The following is a 19,556-nucleotide window of genomic DNA, read 5'->3' on the forward strand; positions in this document are numbered from 1 at the left end:
CCGGCAATCAGGTATCGATCAGGTGTTCGATCCGTTCCAGGTTCACCCCGAGCTGGCGGTGGCGGTCCGGGTTGGCGTGGCACAGCAGGACGAAGACGACGTCCAGCAGGGACTGCAGGGAAGAACGGTACAGCAGTTGCGCCACGTGCGGCGCCGGGTCGTGGGCGCACAGCACCAGGCTGGCATCGGCATGCGCGCGCAGCGGGTTGGCGCTGTGGCGGGTGATCGAGACCACCTTGCCGCCCATGTCCTGGAACTGGCGGGAGAGCTGGAACAGCTGCGGCAGCTTGCCGAACTCGGAGAACACCAGCATCGCATCGCCCGTGCGTGCCGCCGAGAGGTTGGCCATCATCAGGATCGGGTCGGCGTGGTGCACGGTGAGCATGCCCAGCAGCGACAGGCGCATGGCGAACTCGCGTGCGTACAGGCCATCATCGCCCAGGCCATACACGAACACCTTGGGCGCCCCGTCGATCAGCCGCACGATGGCTTCGATGTCGGCCTGCGGATTGGCCAGCCAGGTTTCCTCTTCGGCGGCGGCCTTGCTCACGCGCAGGCGCTCGGCGATCTGGGCGTAGTCGTCGGCGGCCTCGGGCGCGGGCGGCCGGCTGTGCGGATCGTTGCCGGCGCGGGCGACGGCCTCGCCGATGGAGTACTTGAGGTCGGGGTAGCCCTTGAAGCCGAGCTTCTGGCTGAACTTGACCACGCTCGACTGGCTGATGCCCAGCGCGCTCGCCAGCTGCTGGGACGAGTAGTCGCGCAGCAGGTGGGCGTTGTCGAGGATGAAGTCGGCGATGCGACGTTCGATCGCCGACATGTGGTCACGCTCGGAGCGGATTTTCACCAGGGGCGGCATGGGGAGGGCGTCAGGTCCGGTAGAGCCACCCCATGGGGGGCTGCGGCAGGTGGGATTGCGCGAACGGCAGCCACGCATGGCGTGGCGCTACCGTAGGCGACCGGCGAGGCGGATACAACGCTCACCACCGCCGCGGCGTGATCATTTCCAGCCCACGTACTTCGGTGATGCCCAACCCGGGCGCATCGCTGATGGTGATCTCCGATTCGTTGAAGTTGACCCCCCCGGTGACCGGGTTGAACTGGCCCAGCGACGGCCCATCCAGATCGACCTTGGTGATGATGTCGCTCTTGGCGACGGCCAGGTGCACGGCGGCGGCCACGGAGATGCTCGATTCGATCATGCAGCCGATCATGCACGGCACGCCGTAGATCGCGGCGATGTCGGCGATGCGGATCGCATTGGACAGGCCGCCGGTTTTCATCAGTTTGATGTTGATGATGTCGGCGGCGCGCTGCTGGATCAGGTCGAACACCTGGCCGGGATTGAACACGCTTTCGTCGGCCATGACCGGCGTGTTGACCCGGTCGGTGACGTACTTCAGGCCGCTGATGTCGGCGGCCTTGACCGGCTGCTCCAGCAGCTCCAGCACGACACCGGCTTCTTCCAGCGCCTGCATCGCATGCACGGCCTGCTTGGCGGTCCAGCCCTGGTTGGCATCCAGCCGCAGCAGGGCACGCCCCTGCACCGCGGCATGGATCGCCTTGACCCGCTCGATGTCCAGGCCGATGTCCTTGCCGACCTTGATCTTCAGCGACTCGAAGCCGCGCTCGATCGCCGAGAGCGAGTCGGCCACCATCTTGTCGATGTAGTCCACGCTGATGGTGATGTCGGTGGTGATCACCGGGTCGCCACCGCCGAGCATGCGGTACAGCGGCGCGTTGTGCAGCTGCGCCCACAGATCGTAGACCGCGATCTCCACCGCCGCCTTGGCACTGGTGTTGCGCTCCATCGAGGTCTGGATCAGCCCGCAGAGCCGGTTGAGGTTGGCCACGTCCTCGCCGATCAGGCGCGGTTTGATGAAGCCGTCGATGGCCTCGATGATCGAGCCGTGGGTGTCGCCGGTGATCACCGCCGTGGCCGGCGCCTCACCGTAGCCGGTGTGGCCGCTGTCGGTACGGATCAGCACCACCACGTCTTCGACGGTGTCCACGGTGCGCAGCGCGGTCTTGAACGGGGTTTTCAACGGCACGCGCAGCATGCCGAGTTCGATGTCGGTGATCTTCATTCAGGGGGTCTGTGGCCGAAGGCGCTGGATGTTGGTGATGCGGTCGATGTAGCTCACGGTATCGCTGGCCATCATCGGCTCCAGCGGAGTGACCGACACGCCGTTGAGATGCGCCTGCACGCGCGTGCCGTCCGCGCCGAGCCAGCCGCCGCCGGCGGTGTCGTGGATCAGCCAGGTGCGGCCGTCGATGTGGCCGATGGCCATCATCACGTGGCCGGGGATATAGATCAGGTCGCCCACCTGCAGCTGCTTCACCGCGGCGTCGCGCGTGGCCTTGGCGTCCTTCGCGGTGAACGCGACGCGGTCCAGCGCCGGGCTGATCGCCTGCGCGCTGGTGTTGCGCGGCATCAGCACGCCGACGCTGCGGTAGATCTCTGAAATGAAGCCACTGCAGTCACGGGTGTCGTAATCGTGGCCCCAGCCGTAGCGCTCACCGAGGAACTTGAAGGCCTGGGTCAGCAGCGTGCGCGGAGTCAGCGGCAGGTAGTCGTCGGCGGTGTCCTGCGAACGCGGCAGCAGCGCCGGGATCAGTGCCAGGCGACCGTCGGCTTCGCGCACCGGCAGCTGCACCACATGCGCGGCGTGGGCCTGCTGGCCGTTGACCGTCTTGTCCAGCGGCCAGTCGGCGAGCACCGGCAGGCGCACGCCCATGTCCAGCTGCAGCCGCGATACGCGCGGTTCTTCCGGGGTATACGCGGTGAACGCCGTGGCGCCGGTGACCACCCGGTACGGCCCGTGCTGACCGTAGCCGAGCACGGTGTCGGCATCGCCGATGCCGACGAAGCGCTTCTCTATCCACGCCGAATAGCGCTCGCTGGTGATGAACAGCCAGCGTCCGTCCGCGCTTTCATGCAGCACCGCCACGGCGTCGCCGGGGAACAGCGCCGACTCCTGGAAGCGGTCGATGTCGGTGTCGCCCTGGCTGCTGAACACCCGCAGTGTGGTCGGGAACGCCCGCAGCGCGGCGCGATGGGTCACCAGGCCGTACTGCAGCGGGCGCTGCGCCGGTATGGACTCAACGGCGAGGTTGGCCAGCGTCTCACTGCGCTGCCGGTCGCTGATGGCCTTGCCATCCTGACCGTACAGCGTGCGCTCCGGCCACTTGGACAGCGACTGGATACTGCCCAGTACCTGAGCGCGTGGCAGCTGCGCCGGCAACGCGCGCAGGTCATGGATCGAGGCATCCTCGGCCCGCATCCGGGCGTTCTGCGCCGCGATACCGGCGCGATCGAGGATCACGCGGTCCGGATCGGGCAGGCGATCGGCCCAGAAGCCGGGGCTGAGGTAGGCCTCGCGCAGGGCGATGACCCCGCCGAAATCTGAGGTGGGCGCGGCAGGAGGCGCCTTGGCCCACAGGGGTGCCAAGGGAGTCGCAAGCACCGCCGCCAGCACGGCGCGGGACAGCCAGCGGGACCGCACGGGGCGGTGCGGGGAAGCCTGGATCATCACGCGGTCACCCTCCTCGGAAGCGTCAGGAATATTTATTCCTTTTTTCGGCGAAAGCAAGAATAAATTATTGACCGGCTATCAGGCCCGTGTTACACAGCGATTACCCCACCCGCACCTTGGGAAGTGTCGCCGTGGATCCTGTGATGCGCAAACCGCGATTGCCTCTGCCTGCTGCCTGGTACCTCTGCGCCAGCCTGCTGGCAGTGCCGTGGGGGCTGGCCGCCGCGCCGGCCGCGTTGCCGACGGTGATCGCCGGGATCGACCGTGGTGCGTTCGCGCAGGCCGAGGCAGCCATCGCGACGGCGTTCCAGGATCCCAGCCTGTCGGCTGCGGATCGCCAGGCCTATGCCTTCGAGCGCGAACGCATGCGTCGCATGCGCCTGGATTTCAGCCTGGATGCGGCGGCCGCCAAGGCACAGCTGCGGAAGCAGATTCCCGACCTTCGCGAGGACGAATTCGCGCGCTGGGACGCCGCCGGCCTGATCGAACACCTCGATATCGATGGCCAGCGCCGTTACTTCAAACGCGCGCCGTCCAACCTGTTCCGGGTCAGCGCCGAGGCACGCGCCCGGCGTGCACCTGATGCCCCGGTGCCGAAGGATGGCCCTTACGAGCATCTGCACCCGCACCACCAGGAGATCGTCGCCGCCGCCCGCGCTACCGACGCGACCAGCCTCGTGCCGCGCCGCGTCGAGGTGACCCAGTCGCTCGTGGTCAAGCCCGACGCCGTGCCTGCCGGCGAAACCATCCGCGCGTGGATTCCGTACCCGCGCGCCATTGCCGGCCAGCAGGAAGACATCACCTGGATCACGAGTACGCCGGCCGGTGGGCAGGTGGCCCCCGAAGGTACCCTGCAGCGCACCGCCTACCTGGAGCGCAAGGCAGTGGCCGGCACGCCCACGGAGTTCCAGATCCGCTACGCAGTGACTGTGTACGCGCGGCATGTCGCGATCGATCCGGCCAGGGTCCAGCCCACGCCGGAAGATCCTGCGCTGCAGCCGTACCTCGCCGAGCAGGCGCCGCACATCGTGTTCACCCCGGCGCTGCGCGCGTTCTCGACGAAGGTGGTGGGGACGGAGACCGATCCGTACCGGATCGTGCAGAAGCTGTTTGACGCGGTGGACGCCATTCCGTGGGCCGGTGCGCGCGAGTACGCGACGATCTCCAACATCAGCGATTACGCCCTGCACGCCGGCCACGCCGACTGCGGCCAGCAGACGCTGCTGTTGATCGCCCTGCTGCGCCTGAACGGCATTCCCGCGCGCTGGCAGTCGGGCATGGTCTATTCCGATGATGCGGTCGGCTACAACAACCTGCACGACTGGGGCGCGGTGTACCTGGCCCCGTATGGCTGGGTGCCGATGGATGTCACCACCGGGCGGCTGGACAGTCCGCAGCCGGCGCTGCGCGATTTCTATCTGGGCGGGCTGGATGCCTACCGCATCGCCTTCAACGACGACTACGGCCAGCCGCTGGTGCCGGCCAAGCAGCATTTCCGCTCGGACACGGTGGATTCGCAGCGCGGTGAGGCCGAGTGGTCCGGCGGCAACCTGTACTTCGATCAATGGAACTACGACTTCCAGTCGCACGTGGTGCCACTGGGGGCCAAGCGGTAAACGATAAACGGCGGTATCCACGGTTCCACATCTGCAGGAGAGAGCAGGGAATGAACGTAAATCGATTGAAGCGTGCGGCGCTGTATGCCGCGCTGGGGGTGTGTCTGGGGAGCCTGGTGCCGATGGGCGCCTCGGCACAGAACGTCAGTGGTGCCGTAGCCGGCCGTGCGACTGCCGGTGACCAGGTGACGGTCGTCAGCAACGGCACTGGCCTGACCCGTACGGTCACCGCCAGTGCCGATGGCAGTTACCGCTTGGGTCAGTTGCCGGTCGGCGATTACCAGCTGCAGCTCAGCCGTGATGGCCAGAAGCTGGGCGAGCCATTCGCGGTGAGCGTCGCGGTCGGCGGCACCACCACCGTCAACCTGGCCAGCAGCGGCGATGTGGTCAACCTCGATGCGCTGCAGGTGATCGGTGCCCGCGTGGTCAATCGCGTGGATGTGTATTCCACCGAGACCTCGTTCAACGTCAACCGCCAAGAGCTGTCGCGCCTGCCGGTGGCGCAGGACCTGTCGGCCGTAGCGCTGCTGGCGCCTGGCGTGGTCGGTGGCAACGCCTCGTTCGGTGGCCTGTCTTTCGCCGGTTCCTCGGTGGCCGAGAACGCGGTCTTCATCAATGGCCTGAACGTCACCGACATGTACACCCGTCGTGGCTTCTCCAGCGCGCCGTTCGGCTTCTTCAACGAATTCCAGGTCAAGACCGGCGGTTACTCGGTGGAATTCGGGCGTTCCACCGGCGGTGTAATCAACGCGGTGACACGCTCGGGCACCAATGAGTTCCAGGGCGGCGTGGAAGTCACCGCCGAGCCGAGTGCGTGGCGCTCCAGCCCGCGTGACCACTTCCACCGCGACGGCACCCCGCATTCCTATGCCAGCCGCGACAACAACTCGTTCCTGAAGACCAACGTGTGGGGTTCCGGCCCGATCATCAAGGACAAGCTGTTCCTGTTCGCGATGTATGAAGACCGTAACGATACCGGCCACAACACCTCGTCCGATGCACTGAGCTGGTTCAAGAACAAGAGCGACAACGGCTTCTGGGGCGCCAAGCTGGACTGGAACATCAACGACAACCACAGTCTGGCGCTGCTGGCGTTCTCCGATGAGGGCGACATCACCAACGGGTCATACAACTACGATTGGGACGACGACCAGATTGGTGCGTGGGGCGGCGACTCGGTCACCGAGACCGGTGGCAAAAACTGGTCGGCGACCTACACCGGTCACTTCGGCGAGAACTTCACCGCGCGCGCCATGGTGGGCGAGAACAACCAGCGGGCCTTCACCAACTCCTCGCTCGATGAGGCGTGCAGTCCGGTATTCACCGACGCCAGCTACGCGTCACGTCTGGGCAAGCTCAACGGCCTGCGTGCGGGCTGCCATCCCACCGGCGCCGCCGTTGCCGAACGCGACGATACGCGTGAGGTCGCGCGGCTGGACTTCGAATGGCAGCTCGGCACGCACCTGCTGCGCTTCGGCGTGGACCGCGAGCTGATGACGACCGAGCAGTCCACCCGTTACCCGGGGCCGACCCAGCTCAGCTACACCGCCTACGTGGCCCGCCCGGGCGATGAAGTGTGGGATGGCGCCAATGCCTATGTGCCGGCCGGCGTGACCGAGATGCTGCGTGCGCGCAACCGCGTTTCCGGCGGCACCTTCGAGACGGAAGCCAACGCGTTCTACCTGGAAGACATCTGGAACATCACCCCGAACCTGATGTTGAACCTCGGCGTGCGCTGGGACCGCTTCGAGAACCGCACCGCCGATGGCGACGCCTTCATCAAGATGGACGACCTGATCGCGCCGCGTTTCGGCTTCTCCTGGGACATGAAGGGTGACGGCAGCACCAAGCTGTTCGGCAACGCTGGCCGCTATTACCTGCCGGTGACCAACAACATCAACGTCAACTTCGCTGGCGGCTTGACCGACGAGTACTCCTACTACGTGCTCAATGGCTGGCAGCAGCAGGCCAACCCGGTCACCGGGGCGCCGTACATGGCACCGGTCATCGGCCAGCAGATCGGTCCGGTCGATGCGCGCATGAACACCGGCGCGGCCGACCTGCGCCAGAGCGTGGACAAGGATCTGAAGGCGGTCTACCAGGATGAGTACATCCTGGGCTTCCAGACCATGATCAACCAGGCCTGGTCGTGGGGCATCAACGCGACCTACCGCAAGATGGACCGCGCGCTGGATGACATGCGGATCAACCACACCCCGTGCGGGCCGACCGGCAGCACCCTGTGGCCGATCGCCAACCCGGGCGAGAGCCTGACGATCTGGGGCGACTCCAGCATCGGCTGCGCCACCGAGGGCTGGATCACCATCGATACCTCCAAGGACGGCTACCGCAAGGGCGGCAGCCTGGAGGTGGTTGGCTATTCCAAGCCCAAGCGTACCTACAAGGCGCTGGAATTCCAGATCGATCGCGCGTGGGATGAGAAGTGGCTGTTCAACGCGTCCTACCTGTGGTCGCGCAGCGATGGCAACTTCGAAGGTCCGGTCAACTCGGATACCAACTACGGCGATACCGGCATGGTCCAGCACTGGGATCATCCGTCGAACAACCAGCGCTATGGCCCGCTGTTCAATGACTTCCGCCATCAGTTCAAGTTCCGCGCGGCGTACGCCCTGAACGAGCAGTGGTCGTTCGGTACCACGCTGCAGGTCCTGTCGGGTGGTCCGATCACGGCGTTCGGCGTGATGTGGCCCAACGACACCGTGGCCGGTGGCAGCACCTCCAGTGAAGGCAGCGGTGGCGGTACCGGCTGGCTGTGCGTGGCGAACTGCTCGGGGGCGTACAACCAGCGCCAGTTCGAGTACAGCCCGCGCGGCGCCTTCGGTCGCCTGCCGTGGACGTGGACCATGGGCGCCAACGTCACCTGGCGCCTGCCGGTGGAGGGCATCGACCTGAGTGCGCGCCTGTCGGTCTACAACCTGTTCAACAACCAGACCGTCATCAACGTGCACCAGCGCTACGAGGCGCAGCCGGGCCAGGTGCGTGAGAACACCTTCAATACCGGCACCCGCTGGCAGGCGCCGCGTTACACGCAGCTGATGGTGACCTGGAACTTCTGATCCGGCCGAGCGTGGCAGGTGCCGACAGCGCGTCGGCACCTGCCTTCCATGGGCGGCCTTGGTTGCACGCCCTCCGGTCATGACGAGGGAACCCATGCCGTCACCCACTTCACCGCGTATCCCGTCCCGCCTTCTCACGCTTGGGCTTTCCTGCGCGCTGGCCATCGCGCCCAGCGCACGGGCGGCCGACCCGGCCGACACCTTCAACCGGCTGCTCGATCAGACCGTGGCCCACGAACACCTGCCGGGCATCGCCATGGCCGTCGTCGAGGACGGGAAGATTGTCTTCACCGGAACCCGCGGTGAGCGCCACGCGGGGCAGGGCGATCCCATCAACCCGGACACCCTGTTCAAGATCGCCTCCAACAGCAAGGCGATGACCGCCGCGCTGCTCGCGCGCCTGGTCGAGCGCGGCGCGCTGCGCTGGGATGACCCGGTCATCAAGTACCTGCCGCAGTTCCGCATGCACGACCCGTGGGTCACGCAGCAGATGCAGGTCCGCGATCTGCTGATCCACAACAGCGGCCTGGGCCTGGGGGCGGGTGACCTGATGCTGTGGCCCGAGCCCAATGCCTTCACCCGCCAGGACATCATCGCCGGGCTGGCGCATCTCAGGCCGGTCACCAGCTTCCGCAGCGGCTATGCCTACGACAACCTGATGTATGTGGTCGCCGGTGAAGTCGCCGCGACAGCCGGGGGCAAGCCGTATGATCAACTGCTGCGCGAGGACGTGTTCCTGCCGTTGGGCATGGATCGCTGCCAGGTCGGCGCGTGGTCGGTCACGGCGGTCGGCAACGTCGCCCAGCCGCATGCGCGGAAGGACGGACGCAACGTGGTGCGCGGTGCCGATGGTGAGACCAGCGCCGATCTCACCTCGATGGCCGCCGGCGGCATCCGCTGCAGCCTGCGCGACATGACCCGCTGGATCCAGGTGCTGCTCGATCCCACGCTGGTTCCCGGCTGGCTGGGCACGGCGCAGCGTCGCGCACTGTGGACCGCGCACATGCCGATGCCGTTGGGTGAGCGGCAGCGTCGCTGGGACAACGCGCACTTCTCCGCCTACGGGTATGGCTGGCGCGTGTCGGACCTGGACGGACAGTGGAAGGTGGCCCACACCGGCACTCTGTCCGGCATGTACTCCTCGCTGGCGTTGCTGCCGGACCGCAAGGTCGGCGTGGTGATCCTGATCAACAGCGATGCCGAGGACGCACGCACCGCACTGATGCAGGTAGCGTTGAAGCACTACACCGCACCGGACGACACGGCCGATGTGAGCCACTATCTGGCCTTGCTGGACCAGGAGCGCACTGGCCGCCGCGATGCCGGGCAGGTGCGCCCGGATACCGCCGCGCGCCGACCCGCCTCGCTTCGCACCACCGCCGCCGCGCACGGCCGTTATCGCGATCCGTGGCTGGGCGAGGCGCTGCTCTGCCCGGAGCAGGGTGCGCTGCGTTTCAGCGTCGCCAAGTCGCCGACGCTGCGCGGCCAGGTCATGCAGCTCGGCGCGCGCTGGCTGGTGCAGTGGGATACGCTCGGGGCTGATGCCGAGCCGTGGCTGCAGCTGCAGCCCGGCGCGCCACCCACGCTGCGCTTGGCCGCGATCGATCCGGAGATCGACTTCAGTTATGACTACCAGGACCTGCACTTCACCCGCATCGGCGATTGTCCGTAGCGCGCTGCTGCTGGCGTTGCTGGTCGGCAGTGCCCACGCGGCGGCGCCAGCGGTCACGATCTCGCCCGCGCGCGATGTGGCCGAGGCCGGACTGGTCGACATCCGCGCGCTGACACCGGCGATCGAACAGGACATCCGCTACGCCGGCCCGGACAACTTCACCGGGCAACGCGTACCCGGCTATGACGCGCCCAAATGCTATCTGCTCGCCTTGGCCGCCACTGCGCTGGCGCAGGTGGAAGCCGACCTGCGTGCCGAAGGGTTCGCGCTGCGCCTCTTTGACTGCTACCGCCCGGCCCACGCGGTGAAGGCCTTCGTCGCCTGGGCGCACGATCCGCACGAACAGTCGCGCAAGGCCCTGCAGTACCCCGACCTCGACAAGCCAGCCCTGCTGGGCGGCTATATCGCCGAGACCTCCGGGCACAGCCGGGCCGCCACGGTCGACCTGACCCTGCTCGACTGCCGCCAGGGTGCCTGCGCGCCGGTGGACATGGGCACCGAGTTCGATTTCTTCGGCCCGCGCGCGCATACCGATGCGCCGGAGATCAACACGGCGCAGCGCCGCCACCGCCAGCAGCTGCGCCAGGCGATGGCCCGGCGTGGCTTCGCCAACTACCCGATGGAGTGGTGGCATTTCACCCTGCAGCCCGAGCCGGCACCGACCACCGCCTACGACGTGCCGGTCCGCTGAGGCGCACCGCTACACTGTGCGCTGACCGCCGGATCGGACCACGATGAACCTGCCGCTGCACTTTGGATTGCTGGGAACGCTGGAGGCAGGGCTGATCGCGCTGTTGGTCGGGCTGCTGGTGTATGCGCTGTGGCACCGGCTGTGCCGGTGGGCAGGCTGGACCGACGGCCATGCGATCGGCTGGGCCTGCGTGATCGCGGTGGTGGCCTCGGCCGGCATCGATGCCTGGAACCTCTTCTACATGGGGATGATGCGGCTGGAGTCGCCGCTGTATGCACGGCTGTTCCTGGCCAGCATCCACGATCCGAACGAGCTGGGCTCGCGCGTGGTGCTCGAAGTGGCCGGTGCGATCGGCGGTGTTGCACTGGGGTGGCTTTTGTTCAGTTCCCGCTCAGGCGAAAAAAACAGCGACACCCCGTGAGATTGCGTTCGCTTCCGGTTAAATCCGGCCTCAATGAATGCGTGTGTTACCAATCACTCACCTGCGGCTAACCACTGCGGTAATGCACGCGTTTCCGCAGGTGGTTAAGGTCGCGTGCGCAGGGCGGTCGCGGGGCAATATCGATTCACAAACGGGGTGGCAGTGTGGGGCCGTGCGGAAACAACAGGCCGCGCAACAACTACCAAGGAGACCACCCCAATGACTACTCGCATCCGCAAGCCCCTGATCGCCCTGATCGTCGCCGCAGGCAGTGTGCTGGCCATTCCGGCGATGGCCCAGTCGGCCCAGCAGAGTGCCGCGCAGGCCCAGAACCAGGCCGCCCAGGCGCAGCAGGCGGCGGCGCAGGCCGGAGACGCAGCCGATACCGCGGCCAACGCCGCAGCGCAGGCCTCCGCGCAGGCCAACGGCGGCGGTGGCCAGACCTGGGCCAGCGTCGATACCGACGGCAACGGCACCATCAGCAAATCCGAGGCACAGGTGAACGCGGGCCTCGCCCAGGTGTTCGACCAGGCCGACACCAACAAGGACGGCGAGCTCTCGCCGGATGAATACAAGGCGTACGTGGCCGCCCAGCAGGGCAAGGCCGCCGATAACGGCGCCCAGCAGAGCAAGTAAGGACCGGGGACACCGGTAGCGCAGTGAGGGGGAAAGGGCGGCTTCGGCCGCCCTTTCTTTATGCGCCGGCATTTGGGGCCGCATGGCCGCTGTTGGTATCCTTGGCCGATGATGACTTCCCTGCCCACGCCGCAAGGCGCTATCGGCCTGGTTGGTTTTGACGGTGATGACACGCTGTGGAAGAGCGAGGATTTCTACCGCAAGGCCGAACAGGATTACCTCGACATCCTGTCGCGCTACATCGACGTGCATGACACGCAGACCGCGCGCCACCTGCTGGAAGTGCAGCAGCGCAATCTCGGTGTGTTCGGCTACGGCGTGAAGGGCATGACCCTGTCGATGGTCGAAGCGGCCATCGAGATCACCAACCAGACCATCAGCGCCCGCGACCTGCAGCAGATGCTGGACATCGGCCACGACACCCTGCGCCACCCGGTCGAGCTGATCGACGGTGTGCGGGAGTCGGTCACCGAGATCGCCCGCGACTACCCGGTCGTGCTGATCACCAAGGGTGACCTGTTCCACCAGGAAGCCAAGATCAAGGTGGCCAACCTGCGCGACCTGTTCCCGCGCATCGAGATCGTCTCCGAGAAAGACCCGGAAACTTACGCGCGCGTGCTGGAAGAGTTCGATCTGCCGATCAAGCGCTTCGTGATGGTCGGCAATTCGCTGCGCTCGGACATCGAGCCGGTGATCACCCTGGGCGGCTGGGGCGTCCATACCCCGTACGCGGTGACCTGGGCGCATGAGACCCAGCACGGCGTGGCCGACGACGAACCGCGCATGGTCGACGCGCCGACCGCCTTCGACTGGCCGCAGGCGCTGCGGACCATCGAAGCCAAGGCCGCACAGGCCGGATGATGCGCGCCGGCCTGCTCGCGCTGCTGCTGATGCTGCCCTGGGCGGCCGCGGCCGAGCAGACCCCGGAGAAGTCCGCCGCCTACGTGGTGGACACCGGCGATGCCTGGGTGGATACCCAACTGCAGGACATCAATCATTACGCCGAACGCTACCCGGACAGTTTCCTGGATGAAGTCTCGCGCTACGCCGGTGTCTCGCGCGGCTACGTCGCCGCGCTGATGCACACCCACGGCTGGCAGGCCGGCGACATCTATTTCGCCTGCTCCTGGGCGCATGTGATCGAACACTCCTGCCGCGAGAGCGTGCGGGCCTGGTCGCGCGCGGTGCCTGAGGAGGGCGAGGCCAAACGCTGGGAAGCGGTGGTCGCCGAGCTCCCGGTCACCCCGACCAACCTGCACTGGCGCGCGCTGCGCCATGCCATCGTCGCCAGCCACGACCACTGGGACCGCCCGGTGAAGCTCGACGCCACGCTGCAGCGCCAGCTCGGCAACCGTGAGCAGCGGCGCCGCACGGCCGCCAATCCGGCGGACGCGGCGACGCGCTGAGATACCGCGTATCCACGCCATGCATGGATGCTCTTCGCGCCCATCGCATTCCGTGCAGCCACCCATGGGGTGGCTCTACCCTGTCGCCCCTTTGCTGCTGTGCAGATCGCCGCGCGCGACCGCCTCGGCGACAATGGCGGACTGCTGTCCCTCCCCGTGATCCGTTGCCGAGTACGTCATGAGCACCGACCGTTTCGTTTCACCCGACGATATCCGCAGCCTGTTCGCCCAGGCGATGTCCACCATGTACCGCACCGAGGTGCCGCTGTACGGCACCCTGGTCGACCTGGTGGCCGAGATCAACGATGCCGTGCTGACCGCCAATCCGGCGCTGGCCGAGCAGCTGGACCGCACCGACGAGCGCGCCCGCCTCGACCAGGAACGCCACGGCGCGATCCGGGTCGGCACGGCGGAAGAACTGGCCACGCTGGGCCGCCTGTTCGCGCTGATGGGCATGTACCCGGTGGGTTACTACGACCTCTCCGTGGCCGGCGTGCCGGTGCATTCCACCGCGTTCCGGCCGCGTACCGCGCAGGCGCTGGCACGCAATCCGTTCCGGGTGTTCACCTCGCTGCTGCGGTTGGAGCTGATCGAGAACGTCGCGCTGCGCGAGCAGTCCGCTGCCATTCTCACCCAGCGCCGGATTTTCACCGATACCGCGCTGGCCCTGATCGCGCAGGCCGAACGCGAGGGCGGCCTCGACGAAGCCGATGCGCGCCGCTTCGTCATCGAGGCACTGGAGACCTTCCGTTGGCATGGCGACGCCACGGTGTCGCTGGACACCTATCACGCGCTGCATGACGCGCACCGGCTGATCGCCGACGTGGTCAGCTTCCGCGGCCCGCACATCAATCACCTGACCCCGCGCACGCTGGACATCGACGCCGCGCAGGCCGGCATGCTCGCGCGTGGCATCGATGCCAAAGCGGTGATCGAAGGTCCGCCACCGCGCCGCTGCCCGATTCTCCTGCGCCAGACCAGCTTCAAGGCGCTGGAAGAGACCGTGCACTTCCCTTCCGGCGACGCCGGCGATGCCGGTACGCATACCGCGCGCTTCGGTGAGATCGAACAGCGTGGCCTCGCCCTGACGCCCAAGGGCCGCGCGCTGTACGACCAGCTGCTGGCGCAGGCCCGCGACAGTGGGGGTGCCGGCAGCACCGGCCAGGATTACCCGACCCGCCTGGCCGCGGCGTTCACCGCCTTCCCGGATGACCACGACACCCTGCGCCGCGAAGGACTGGGTTACTACCGCTATGCCCTGACCGAGGCCGGTCGTGCCAACCCGGGTGCGGTGGGTGATCTGCCGGCCGAAGCGCTGATCGCCGCCGGCCTGGCCAGTGCCGATCCGATCGTCTACGAGGATTTCCTGCCGGTCAGCGCCGCGGGCATCTTCCAGTCCAATCTCGGTGGCGACGAGCAGCGTGCCTACGCCGCACATGCCAACCGCGATGCCTTCGAGCAGGCGTTGGGCATGAAGGTGGAGGACGAGTTCGCGATCTATGAGCGGCTGCAGGCCGAATCGCTGGCAACGCTGCGCAACGCGTAATACCCGGGCCGCGCGCGCCACGACCAACGGTCGTGGCCTACCGGTGAATCCCGCGGGTGGGTACCGACCGGTTATCCCCCGGTAGGTACCGACCGTTGGTCGGTACCGTGCAGCATCACGCCTTCATCGTCCCGGTATCCAGCCACCGCTGGTGCCACGACAGCGCTTCCGGCAGCAGGTGCGGGGTGTGCTTGCCGTAACTCTCGCGGCTCGCACGGTCGAAGTAATCGTTCAGCTGGTCGCGGAAATCCGGGTGCGCGCAGTTGTCGATCACCACCCGCGCACGCTTGCGCGGCGTCAGGCCGCGCAGATCGGCCAGGCCCTGTTCGGTGACGATCACCGAGACATCGTGCTCGGTGTGATCCACGTGGCTGACCATCGGTACGATCGCCGAGATGCTGCCGTTCTTCGCCGTCGAAGGACTCAGGAACGCGGACAGGAAGCCGTTGCGCGCGAAGTCGCCCGAGCCGCCGATGCCGTTCATGATCCGGCTGCCCATCACGTGCGTCGAGTTGACGTTGCCGTACAGGTCGGCCTCGATCATGCCGTTCATGCCGATGCAGCCCAGGCGGCGCACCAGTTCCGGATGGTTCGAGATCTCCTGCGTGCGCATGATGATGCGCTCGCGGTAGAAATCGATGTGCTCCTTGAAGGTCTCGTTCGCCTGCGGGCTCAGCGCGAAGCCGGTGCACGAGGCGTAGCTCAGCACGCCGTCGCGCAGCAGATCGAGCATGCCGTCCTGGATCACCTCGGTGAACGCACTCAGATCGCGGAAGCCGCTCTTGGCCAGCCCGGCCAGCACCGCGTTCGGAATGTTGCCCACGCCGCTCTGCAGCGGCAGCAGGTTGGCCGGCAGGCGGCCCTTGGCCACTTCGTGCTTGAGGAACTCGATCAGGTACTGCGCGATCTGCTCGCTGGTCGTATCGATCGGGCTGAACGGGCTGTTGCGGTCCGGGCCGTTGGTGCGCACCACCGCCACGATCTTGTCCGGGTCGCAGCGCAGTGCGGTCTCGCCGATGCGGTCGTTGGCGTGCACCAGCGGGATCGGCTTGCGGTGCGGCGGCAGCGCGGTGCCGTAGTAGATGTCGTGCATGCCGTCCACGCCGGCCGGCTGCCACTCGTTGACCTCGACGATCACCTTCTTGGCCAGATCCAGCCAGGTCTTGTTGTTGCCGACCGAGGTGGAGGGCACCAATGAGCCGTCTTCGCGGATCGCCGAGACCTCGATCACCGCGGTGTCGATGTCGCCATAGAAGCCGAACCACACGTGCTGGGCGACATGGCTGAGGTGGATGTCGATGTAATCCAGCTTGCCCTCGTTGATGCGGTTGCGCGCATCCGGGTCGCTCTGGAAGGGCATGCGCATCGCGATGCCATCGGCCTTGGCCAGCGCGCCGTCCAGCTCCGGCGCCGTCGAGGCGCCGGTCATCAGGCTGATCTGGAACGGCAGGCCCTGGGCGTGCACCGCCTCGATGCGCTGCGCCAGCGCGACCGGCACCGCCTTGGGGTAGCCTGAACCGGTAAAGCCGCTCATCGCGACGGTTTCACCCGGCTGGATCAGGGCGGCGGCAGCTTCGGCGGAGACAACGCGGTCACGCAGACGCGCGTTTGCAATGCGATCGACAGACATGACGACAACGTTTTTGGGGGGATCCCCATTATCGGCGATCCACGCAGGGGCAGGGGTTCTACCTTGGTGGGATGGCGTTTTCACATCGGCGCCTCCCTGTTCAGCTTTCCGGCCTACTTCTGTACCCGCAAGTATTGTTTTGCAGTGCAGCGTGCAAGTTCTGCGCCGACCCTAGAAGATCGACCTGCATCCCGACGTGGGGGAGGGAGCAGAGCCCGCTGGCAGTTCGCTGCAAGCGGGCTTTTTTATGTCTCGCCTCCGGAACATGCGGGCGCCGATGTGTTTCGCGCGTCGACACGCGCCCGGGCATCACCGCTCAACCGGTGAACGCGCTTCTGCCCTGCAGGGCGACCCGCGCCGGGCATAATCTCCTCCATGCCGATTTCCGACCTCGCCGCGCCCGCGCGCGTCCCCGACGCCCTTGTTCCCCTGGTCGACCGTGCCCTCGCGCGGCTGGCCCTGTCACTGACCGATGCCGGGCACTGGCCGCCGCCGGACCCCGTGCTGGACACGCTGCGCGCGCTGGCCGTCACCAGCGACTTCGCCATCGACACCCTGTGCCGCCAACCCGCGCTGTTGCCGCACCTCACGCAGGCAGGCTGCCCGCCGTTGCCGCTGCCCGAGCTGGACCCGCTGCAACCCAGCGAATGGCAGCAGCGCCTGCGCCGCTACCGCACCGCCGCCTCCACCCGGTTGATCTGGCGCGACCTGACCGGGCTGGATGACGTCCCGGCCACGCTGGCCGGCGCTACCCGGCTGGCCGAGGAGTGCCTGCAGTTGGCGCTGTCCGCGCTGGAGCAGGAATTCACCGGCCGTCATGGGGTTGTCCGGGCCGCCGACGGCAGCGCGCAGCAGCTGGTCGTATTCGGGCTCGGCAAGCTGGGCGGTGGCGAGCTCAATTTCAGCTCGGACGTGGATCTGGTCTACGCCTACCCGCAGGGCGGCGAATCCGATGGCGCGCGCCCGCTCGCGGCCGAGGAATACTTCGCGCGCCTCGGGCAGCGCCTCGCGCGGTTGCTGGATGACACCACCGTGGACGGCTTCAGCCACCGCGTGGATCTGCGCCTGCGCCCGTTCGGCAATGCCGGCCGTGTCGCGCTGTCGTTCGCCGGCATGGACCAGTACTTCCAGCGCGAAGGTCGCGACTGGGAGCGCTACGCCTGGCTGAAGGCGCGCGCCGTGGCCGGGGATATCGCCGCCGGTGAAGCCTGGCTGCAGACCCTGCGCCCGTTCGTCTACCGCCGCTATCTGGATTTCACCGCACTCGATGGCCTGCGCGACATGAAGGCGGCGATCACCGCCGAGGTCTCGCGCCGCGAGATGCACGACGACATCAAGCGTGGCCCCGGCGGCATCCGTGAAATCGAATTCCTTGCGCAGGCGCTGCAGTTGATCCGTGGGGGCCGCGAAGCGCCGCTGCGCGAACGCCGCCTGCTGCACGCGCTGCCGGCGCTGGTCGCCTCGGGCCAGATGGCCGAGCAGGATGGCGCCGACCTGCTGCATGCCTACGGCTTCCTGCGTCGGCTGGAAAACCGCCTGCAGATGCTGCGCGACGCACAGACCCACGCGCTGCCCACCGATGCCACCGACCGCCTGCGCATCGCCGCCGGCCTCGGTTACGAGGACTGGGACGCGCTGGTTGCCGCGCTCGATGTGCAGCGCGAGCGGGTCAGCACCGAGTTCGCCGCGCTGCTCGCACCGCGCCGTGGCCAGGCCGCGCCGGATGCATTGGCGAGCTACTGGCGTGGCCTGCCGGACAACGGCAGCGCCGAGGTACTGGCCGAGGCCGGCTTCTTCGATGCCGGCAGCGCCGATCAATCCCTGCGCGATTTCGCGCAGAGCTCCGGGGTGAAGTCGCTGTCCGATGCCGCGCGTGCACGCCTGGACCGCGTGCTGCCGGCGCTGCTGCATGCGGCCACCCGCTCGCCGCAGCCGGACGCCGCGCTCAAGCGCGTGCTCGGCCTGCTGCAGGCGATCCTGCGCCGCACCAGCTACCTCGCCCTGCTCGACGAACAACCCAGCGCACTGGCGCGGCTGGTCGACGTGCTGGCGCGCAGCGCCCTGCTGGCCGAGCGGCTGGCCGCCTATCCGTTGCTGCTGGACGAACTGCTCGACGTGCGTGTCTCCGGCCCGATGCCGGATGCCGCGGGCATGCAGGCCGAGTGCGATGTCGCGCTGACCGTCGATGATCCCGAAGGCGCGCTGCGCCTGCTCAACGAGACGAGGCTGGCGCTGAGCTTCCGCATGGCGATGGCCACGCTGGATGGCCGCCAGCGCGCCGTCGACACCACCCGGCAACTGGCCGAGCTCGCACAGGCGGTGGTCGTCACCGTGCTCGCGCTGGTGCAGGCCGACATGCAGCGCCAGCACGGCGGCATACCGGGCGGTCGTTTCGCGATCATCGGCTACGGCAGCCTGGGCGGACTGGAACTGGGCTTCGGCTCGGACCTGGATCTGGTCTTCCTGCACGATCACCCGGCCGGGCAGGACAGCAGCGACGGTCCACGCCCGCTCGATCCCGGCCGCTGGTACGCACGCCTGGCGCAGAAGGTGATGGCGATGCTGGGCGCGGTGACCGCCGCCGGCCGCCTGTACGACATCGACGTGCGCCTGCGCCCGGACGGAGGCAAAGGCGCCCTGGTGTCGTCGCTGGCCAGCTACACCGAATACCAGCGCGAACGCGCCTGGACCTGGGAGCACCAGGCACTGGTGCGTGCCCGCGCGATTGCCGGCGACGCCTCGTTGCTGGCCGATTTCGAACGGGTGCGCGCAGACACGCTGGCGCGCCCGCGCGACAACGCGGTGCTCTACGCCGATGTGCTGAAGATGCGCGCCCGCATGCGCGCCGAGCTGGACCGCAGCGACGCCGCGCGGCTCGATCTCAAGCAGGGCGCGGGCGGTATCGTCGATCTGGAATTCCTGCTGCAGACCGGTGTGCTCGACAGTGCCGGCATGCATCCGCAGGTGGTGCTGCCGCGCGATACCCCAAGCCTGATCGACGCGCTGGCCGATACCGCGTGGCTGCCCGGCGGCACCCGGGATGGGCTGCACGAGGCGCATGCGGCGCTGCTGGATGTGGGCCTGGCCTGCACGCTGGACCGCCGCCCGCGCCTGGCACCGCCGACGCCGGCACTGGAAGCGGCACGCGCGATGATCATCGCGGCGAGCGATGCGGCAGGGTTGCCGTTCCAGGTGCGGATCGACGTCGCGCCCTGATGCCGGTTTGCCAGGGCATCGACCTCGCACCGGTCTCGCACCGGTCTCGCACCGCTCTGGCAACGGTAGTGCCGGCCGCTGGCCGGCTCCCATGAACCCTGCAGAGCCGGCC

14 protein-coding genes are annotated in these 19,556 nt (G+C 67.5%); 10 read left to right on the forward strand and 4 right to left on the reverse strand.

Going from position 1 to position 19,556, the window contains the following annotated elements; translation table 11 throughout:
* Window positions 1-7: 7 nt before the first annotated feature.
* The 3 genes from HDC96_RS17345 to HDC96_RS17355 all read right to left on the reverse strand — a co-directional run bounded on the left by HDC96_RS17345 (window position 8) and on the right by HDC96_RS17355 (window position 3,503).
* Window positions 8-856 carry a MurR/RpiR family transcriptional regulator gene (locus HDC96_RS17345; RefSeq protein ID WP_179461036.1) on the reverse strand — a complete coding sequence of 283 codons (849 nt, stop codon included), beginning with the start codon at window positions 854-856 and terminating at the stop codon, window positions 8-10.
* 121 nt (window positions 857-977) lie between these two features.
* Window positions 978-2,084: a dipeptide epimerase gene (locus HDC96_RS17350; protein ID WP_176990525.1), complete on the reverse strand. Its 1,107-nt coding sequence runs from the start codon at window positions 2,082-2,084 to the stop codon at window positions 978-980.
* Entirely contained in the window at window positions 2,085-3,503 is a 1,419-nt protein-coding gene (locus HDC96_RS17355) for an SH3 domain-containing protein (RefSeq protein WP_343203024.1), read from the reverse strand.
* Between the two features lie 161 nt (window positions 3,504-3,664).
* Here HDC96_RS17355 and HDC96_RS17360 point away from each other — a divergent pair, with 161 nt between their 5' ends.
* From HDC96_RS17360 to HDC96_RS17400, 9 genes are all read left to right on the forward strand, one after another.
* Window positions 3,665-5,149: a transglutaminase domain-containing protein gene (locus HDC96_RS17360; protein WP_179461037.1), complete on the forward strand. Its 1,485-nt coding sequence runs from the start codon at window positions 3,665-3,667 to the stop codon at window positions 5,147-5,149.
* Between the two features lie 50 nt (window positions 5,150-5,199).
* Window positions 5,200-8,226 carry a TonB-dependent receptor gene (locus tag HDC96_RS17365; protein WP_179461038.1) on the forward strand — a complete coding sequence of 1,009 codons (3,027 nt, stop codon included), beginning with the start codon at window positions 5,200-5,202 and terminating at the stop codon, window positions 8,224-8,226.
* 94 nt (window positions 8,227-8,320) lie between these two features.
* Complete coding sequence (locus HDC96_RS17370) at window positions 8,321-9,898, forward strand: serine hydrolase domain-containing protein (RefSeq protein ID WP_179461039.1); 1,578 nt, start codon at window positions 8,321-8,323, stop codon at window positions 9,896-9,898.
* The gene (locus HDC96_RS17375; RefSeq protein ID WP_179461040.1) at window positions 9,852-10,589 is read left to right on the forward strand and encodes a M15 family metallopeptidase; all 738 of its coding nucleotides are present in this window, start codon (window positions 9,852-9,854) and stop codon (window positions 10,587-10,589) included. Before HDC96_RS17370 ends, HDC96_RS17375 begins: the two co-directional genes overlap by 47 nt.
* 43 nt (window positions 10,590-10,632) lie before the next feature.
* A complete protein-coding gene (locus tag HDC96_RS17380) occupies window positions 10,633-11,010 on the forward strand; it encodes a hypothetical protein (protein ID WP_179461041.1) in 378 nt (125 codons plus the stop codon).
* 219 nt (window positions 11,011-11,229) lie between these two features.
* Window positions 11,230-11,646, forward strand: a complete 417-nt coding sequence (locus HDC96_RS17385) for an EF-hand domain-containing protein (protein WP_179461042.1) — start codon at window positions 11,230-11,232, stop codon at window positions 11,644-11,646.
* Window positions 11,647-11,754: 108 nt separating this feature from the next.
* A complete protein-coding gene (locus tag HDC96_RS17390; protein WP_179461043.1) occupies window positions 11,755-12,507 on the forward strand; it encodes an HAD family hydrolase in 753 nt (250 codons plus the stop codon).
* Window positions 12,504-13,052 (forward strand): hypothetical protein, encoded by a 549-nt coding sequence (locus HDC96_RS17395; RefSeq protein WP_179461044.1) that lies wholly within the window; start codon window positions 12,504-12,506, stop codon window positions 13,050-13,052. The genes HDC96_RS17390 and HDC96_RS17395 overlap by 4 nt, the downstream gene beginning before the upstream one ends.
* A 178-nt stretch (window positions 13,053-13,230) precedes the next feature.
* On the forward strand, window positions 13,231-14,598 hold the full coding sequence (locus HDC96_RS17400) for a VOC family protein (RefSeq protein ID WP_179461045.1): 1,368 nt from the start codon (window positions 13,231-13,233) through the stop codon (window positions 14,596-14,598).
* Window positions 14,599-14,713: 115 nt separating this feature from the next.
* Here the strand turns inward: HDC96_RS17400 and HDC96_RS17405 are convergent, their stop codons facing one another.
* Entirely contained in the window at window positions 14,714-16,228 is a 1,515-nt protein-coding gene (locus HDC96_RS17405; RefSeq protein ID WP_070471520.1) for an acetyl-CoA hydrolase/transferase family protein, read from the reverse strand.
* A gap of 375 nt (window positions 16,229-16,603) precedes the next feature.
* On the opposite strand from HDC96_RS17405, the gene glnE reads away from it, so the two are divergent.
* The gene (glnE, locus tag HDC96_RS17410; RefSeq protein ID WP_179461046.1) at window positions 16,604-19,444 is read left to right on the forward strand and encodes a bifunctional [glutamate--ammonia ligase]-adenylyl-L-tyrosine phosphorylase/[glutamate--ammonia-ligase] adenylyltransferase; all 2,841 of its coding nucleotides are present in this window, start codon (window positions 16,604-16,606) and stop codon (window positions 19,442-19,444) included.
* Window positions 19,445-19,556: the final 112 nt, after the last annotated feature.

This window comes from Stenotrophomonas sp. JAI102 (genome assembly GCF_013409105.1).
GTDB lineage: Bacteria > Pseudomonadota > Gammaproteobacteria > Xanthomonadales > Xanthomonadaceae > Stenotrophomonas > Stenotrophomonas maltophilia_AA.

Bases quoted from the DNA above. Each gene is read 5' to 3' on its own strand.
- HDC96_RS17380 (WP_179461041.1), top strand. From the start codon at position 10,633: ATGAACCTGCCGCTGCACTTTGGATTGCTGGGAACGCTGGAGGCAGGG.
- HDC96_RS17395 (WP_179461044.1), top strand. From the start codon at position 12,504: ATGATGCGCGCCGGCCTGCTCGCGCTGCTGCTGATGCTGCCCTGGGCG.
- HDC96_RS17390 (WP_179461043.1), top strand. From the start codon at position 11,755: ATGATGACTTCCCTGCCCACGCCGCAAGGCGCTATCGGCCTGGTTGGT.
- HDC96_RS17405 (WP_070471520.1), bottom strand. From the start codon at position 16,228: ATGTCTGTCGATCGCATTGCAAACGCGCGTCTGCGTGACCGCGTTGTC.
- HDC96_RS17350 (WP_176990525.1), bottom strand. From the start codon at position 2,084: ATGAAGATCACCGACATCGAACTCGGCATGCTGCGCGTGCCGTTGAAA.
- HDC96_RS17365 (WP_179461038.1), top strand. From the start codon at position 5,200: ATGAACGTAAATCGATTGAAGCGTGCGGCGCTGTATGCCGCGCTGGGG.
- HDC96_RS17375 (WP_179461040.1), top strand. From the start codon at position 9,852: ATGACTACCAGGACCTGCACTTCACCCGCATCGGCGATTGTCCGTAGC.
- HDC96_RS17345 (WP_179461036.1), bottom strand. From the start codon at position 856: ATGCCGCCCCTGGTGAAAATCCGCTCCGAGCGTGACCACATGTCGGCG.
- HDC96_RS17385 (WP_179461042.1), top strand. From the start codon at position 11,230: ATGACTACTCGCATCCGCAAGCCCCTGATCGCCCTGATCGTCGCCGCA.
- HDC96_RS17400 (WP_179461045.1), top strand. From the start codon at position 13,231: ATGAGCACCGACCGTTTCGTTTCACCCGACGATATCCGCAGCCTGTTC.
- glnE (WP_179461046.1), top strand. From the start codon at position 16,604: ATGCCGATTTCCGACCTCGCCGCGCCCGCGCGCGTCCCCGACGCCCTT.
- HDC96_RS17370 (WP_179461039.1), top strand. From the start codon at position 8,321: ATGCCGTCACCCACTTCACCGCGTATCCCGTCCCGCCTTCTCACGCTT.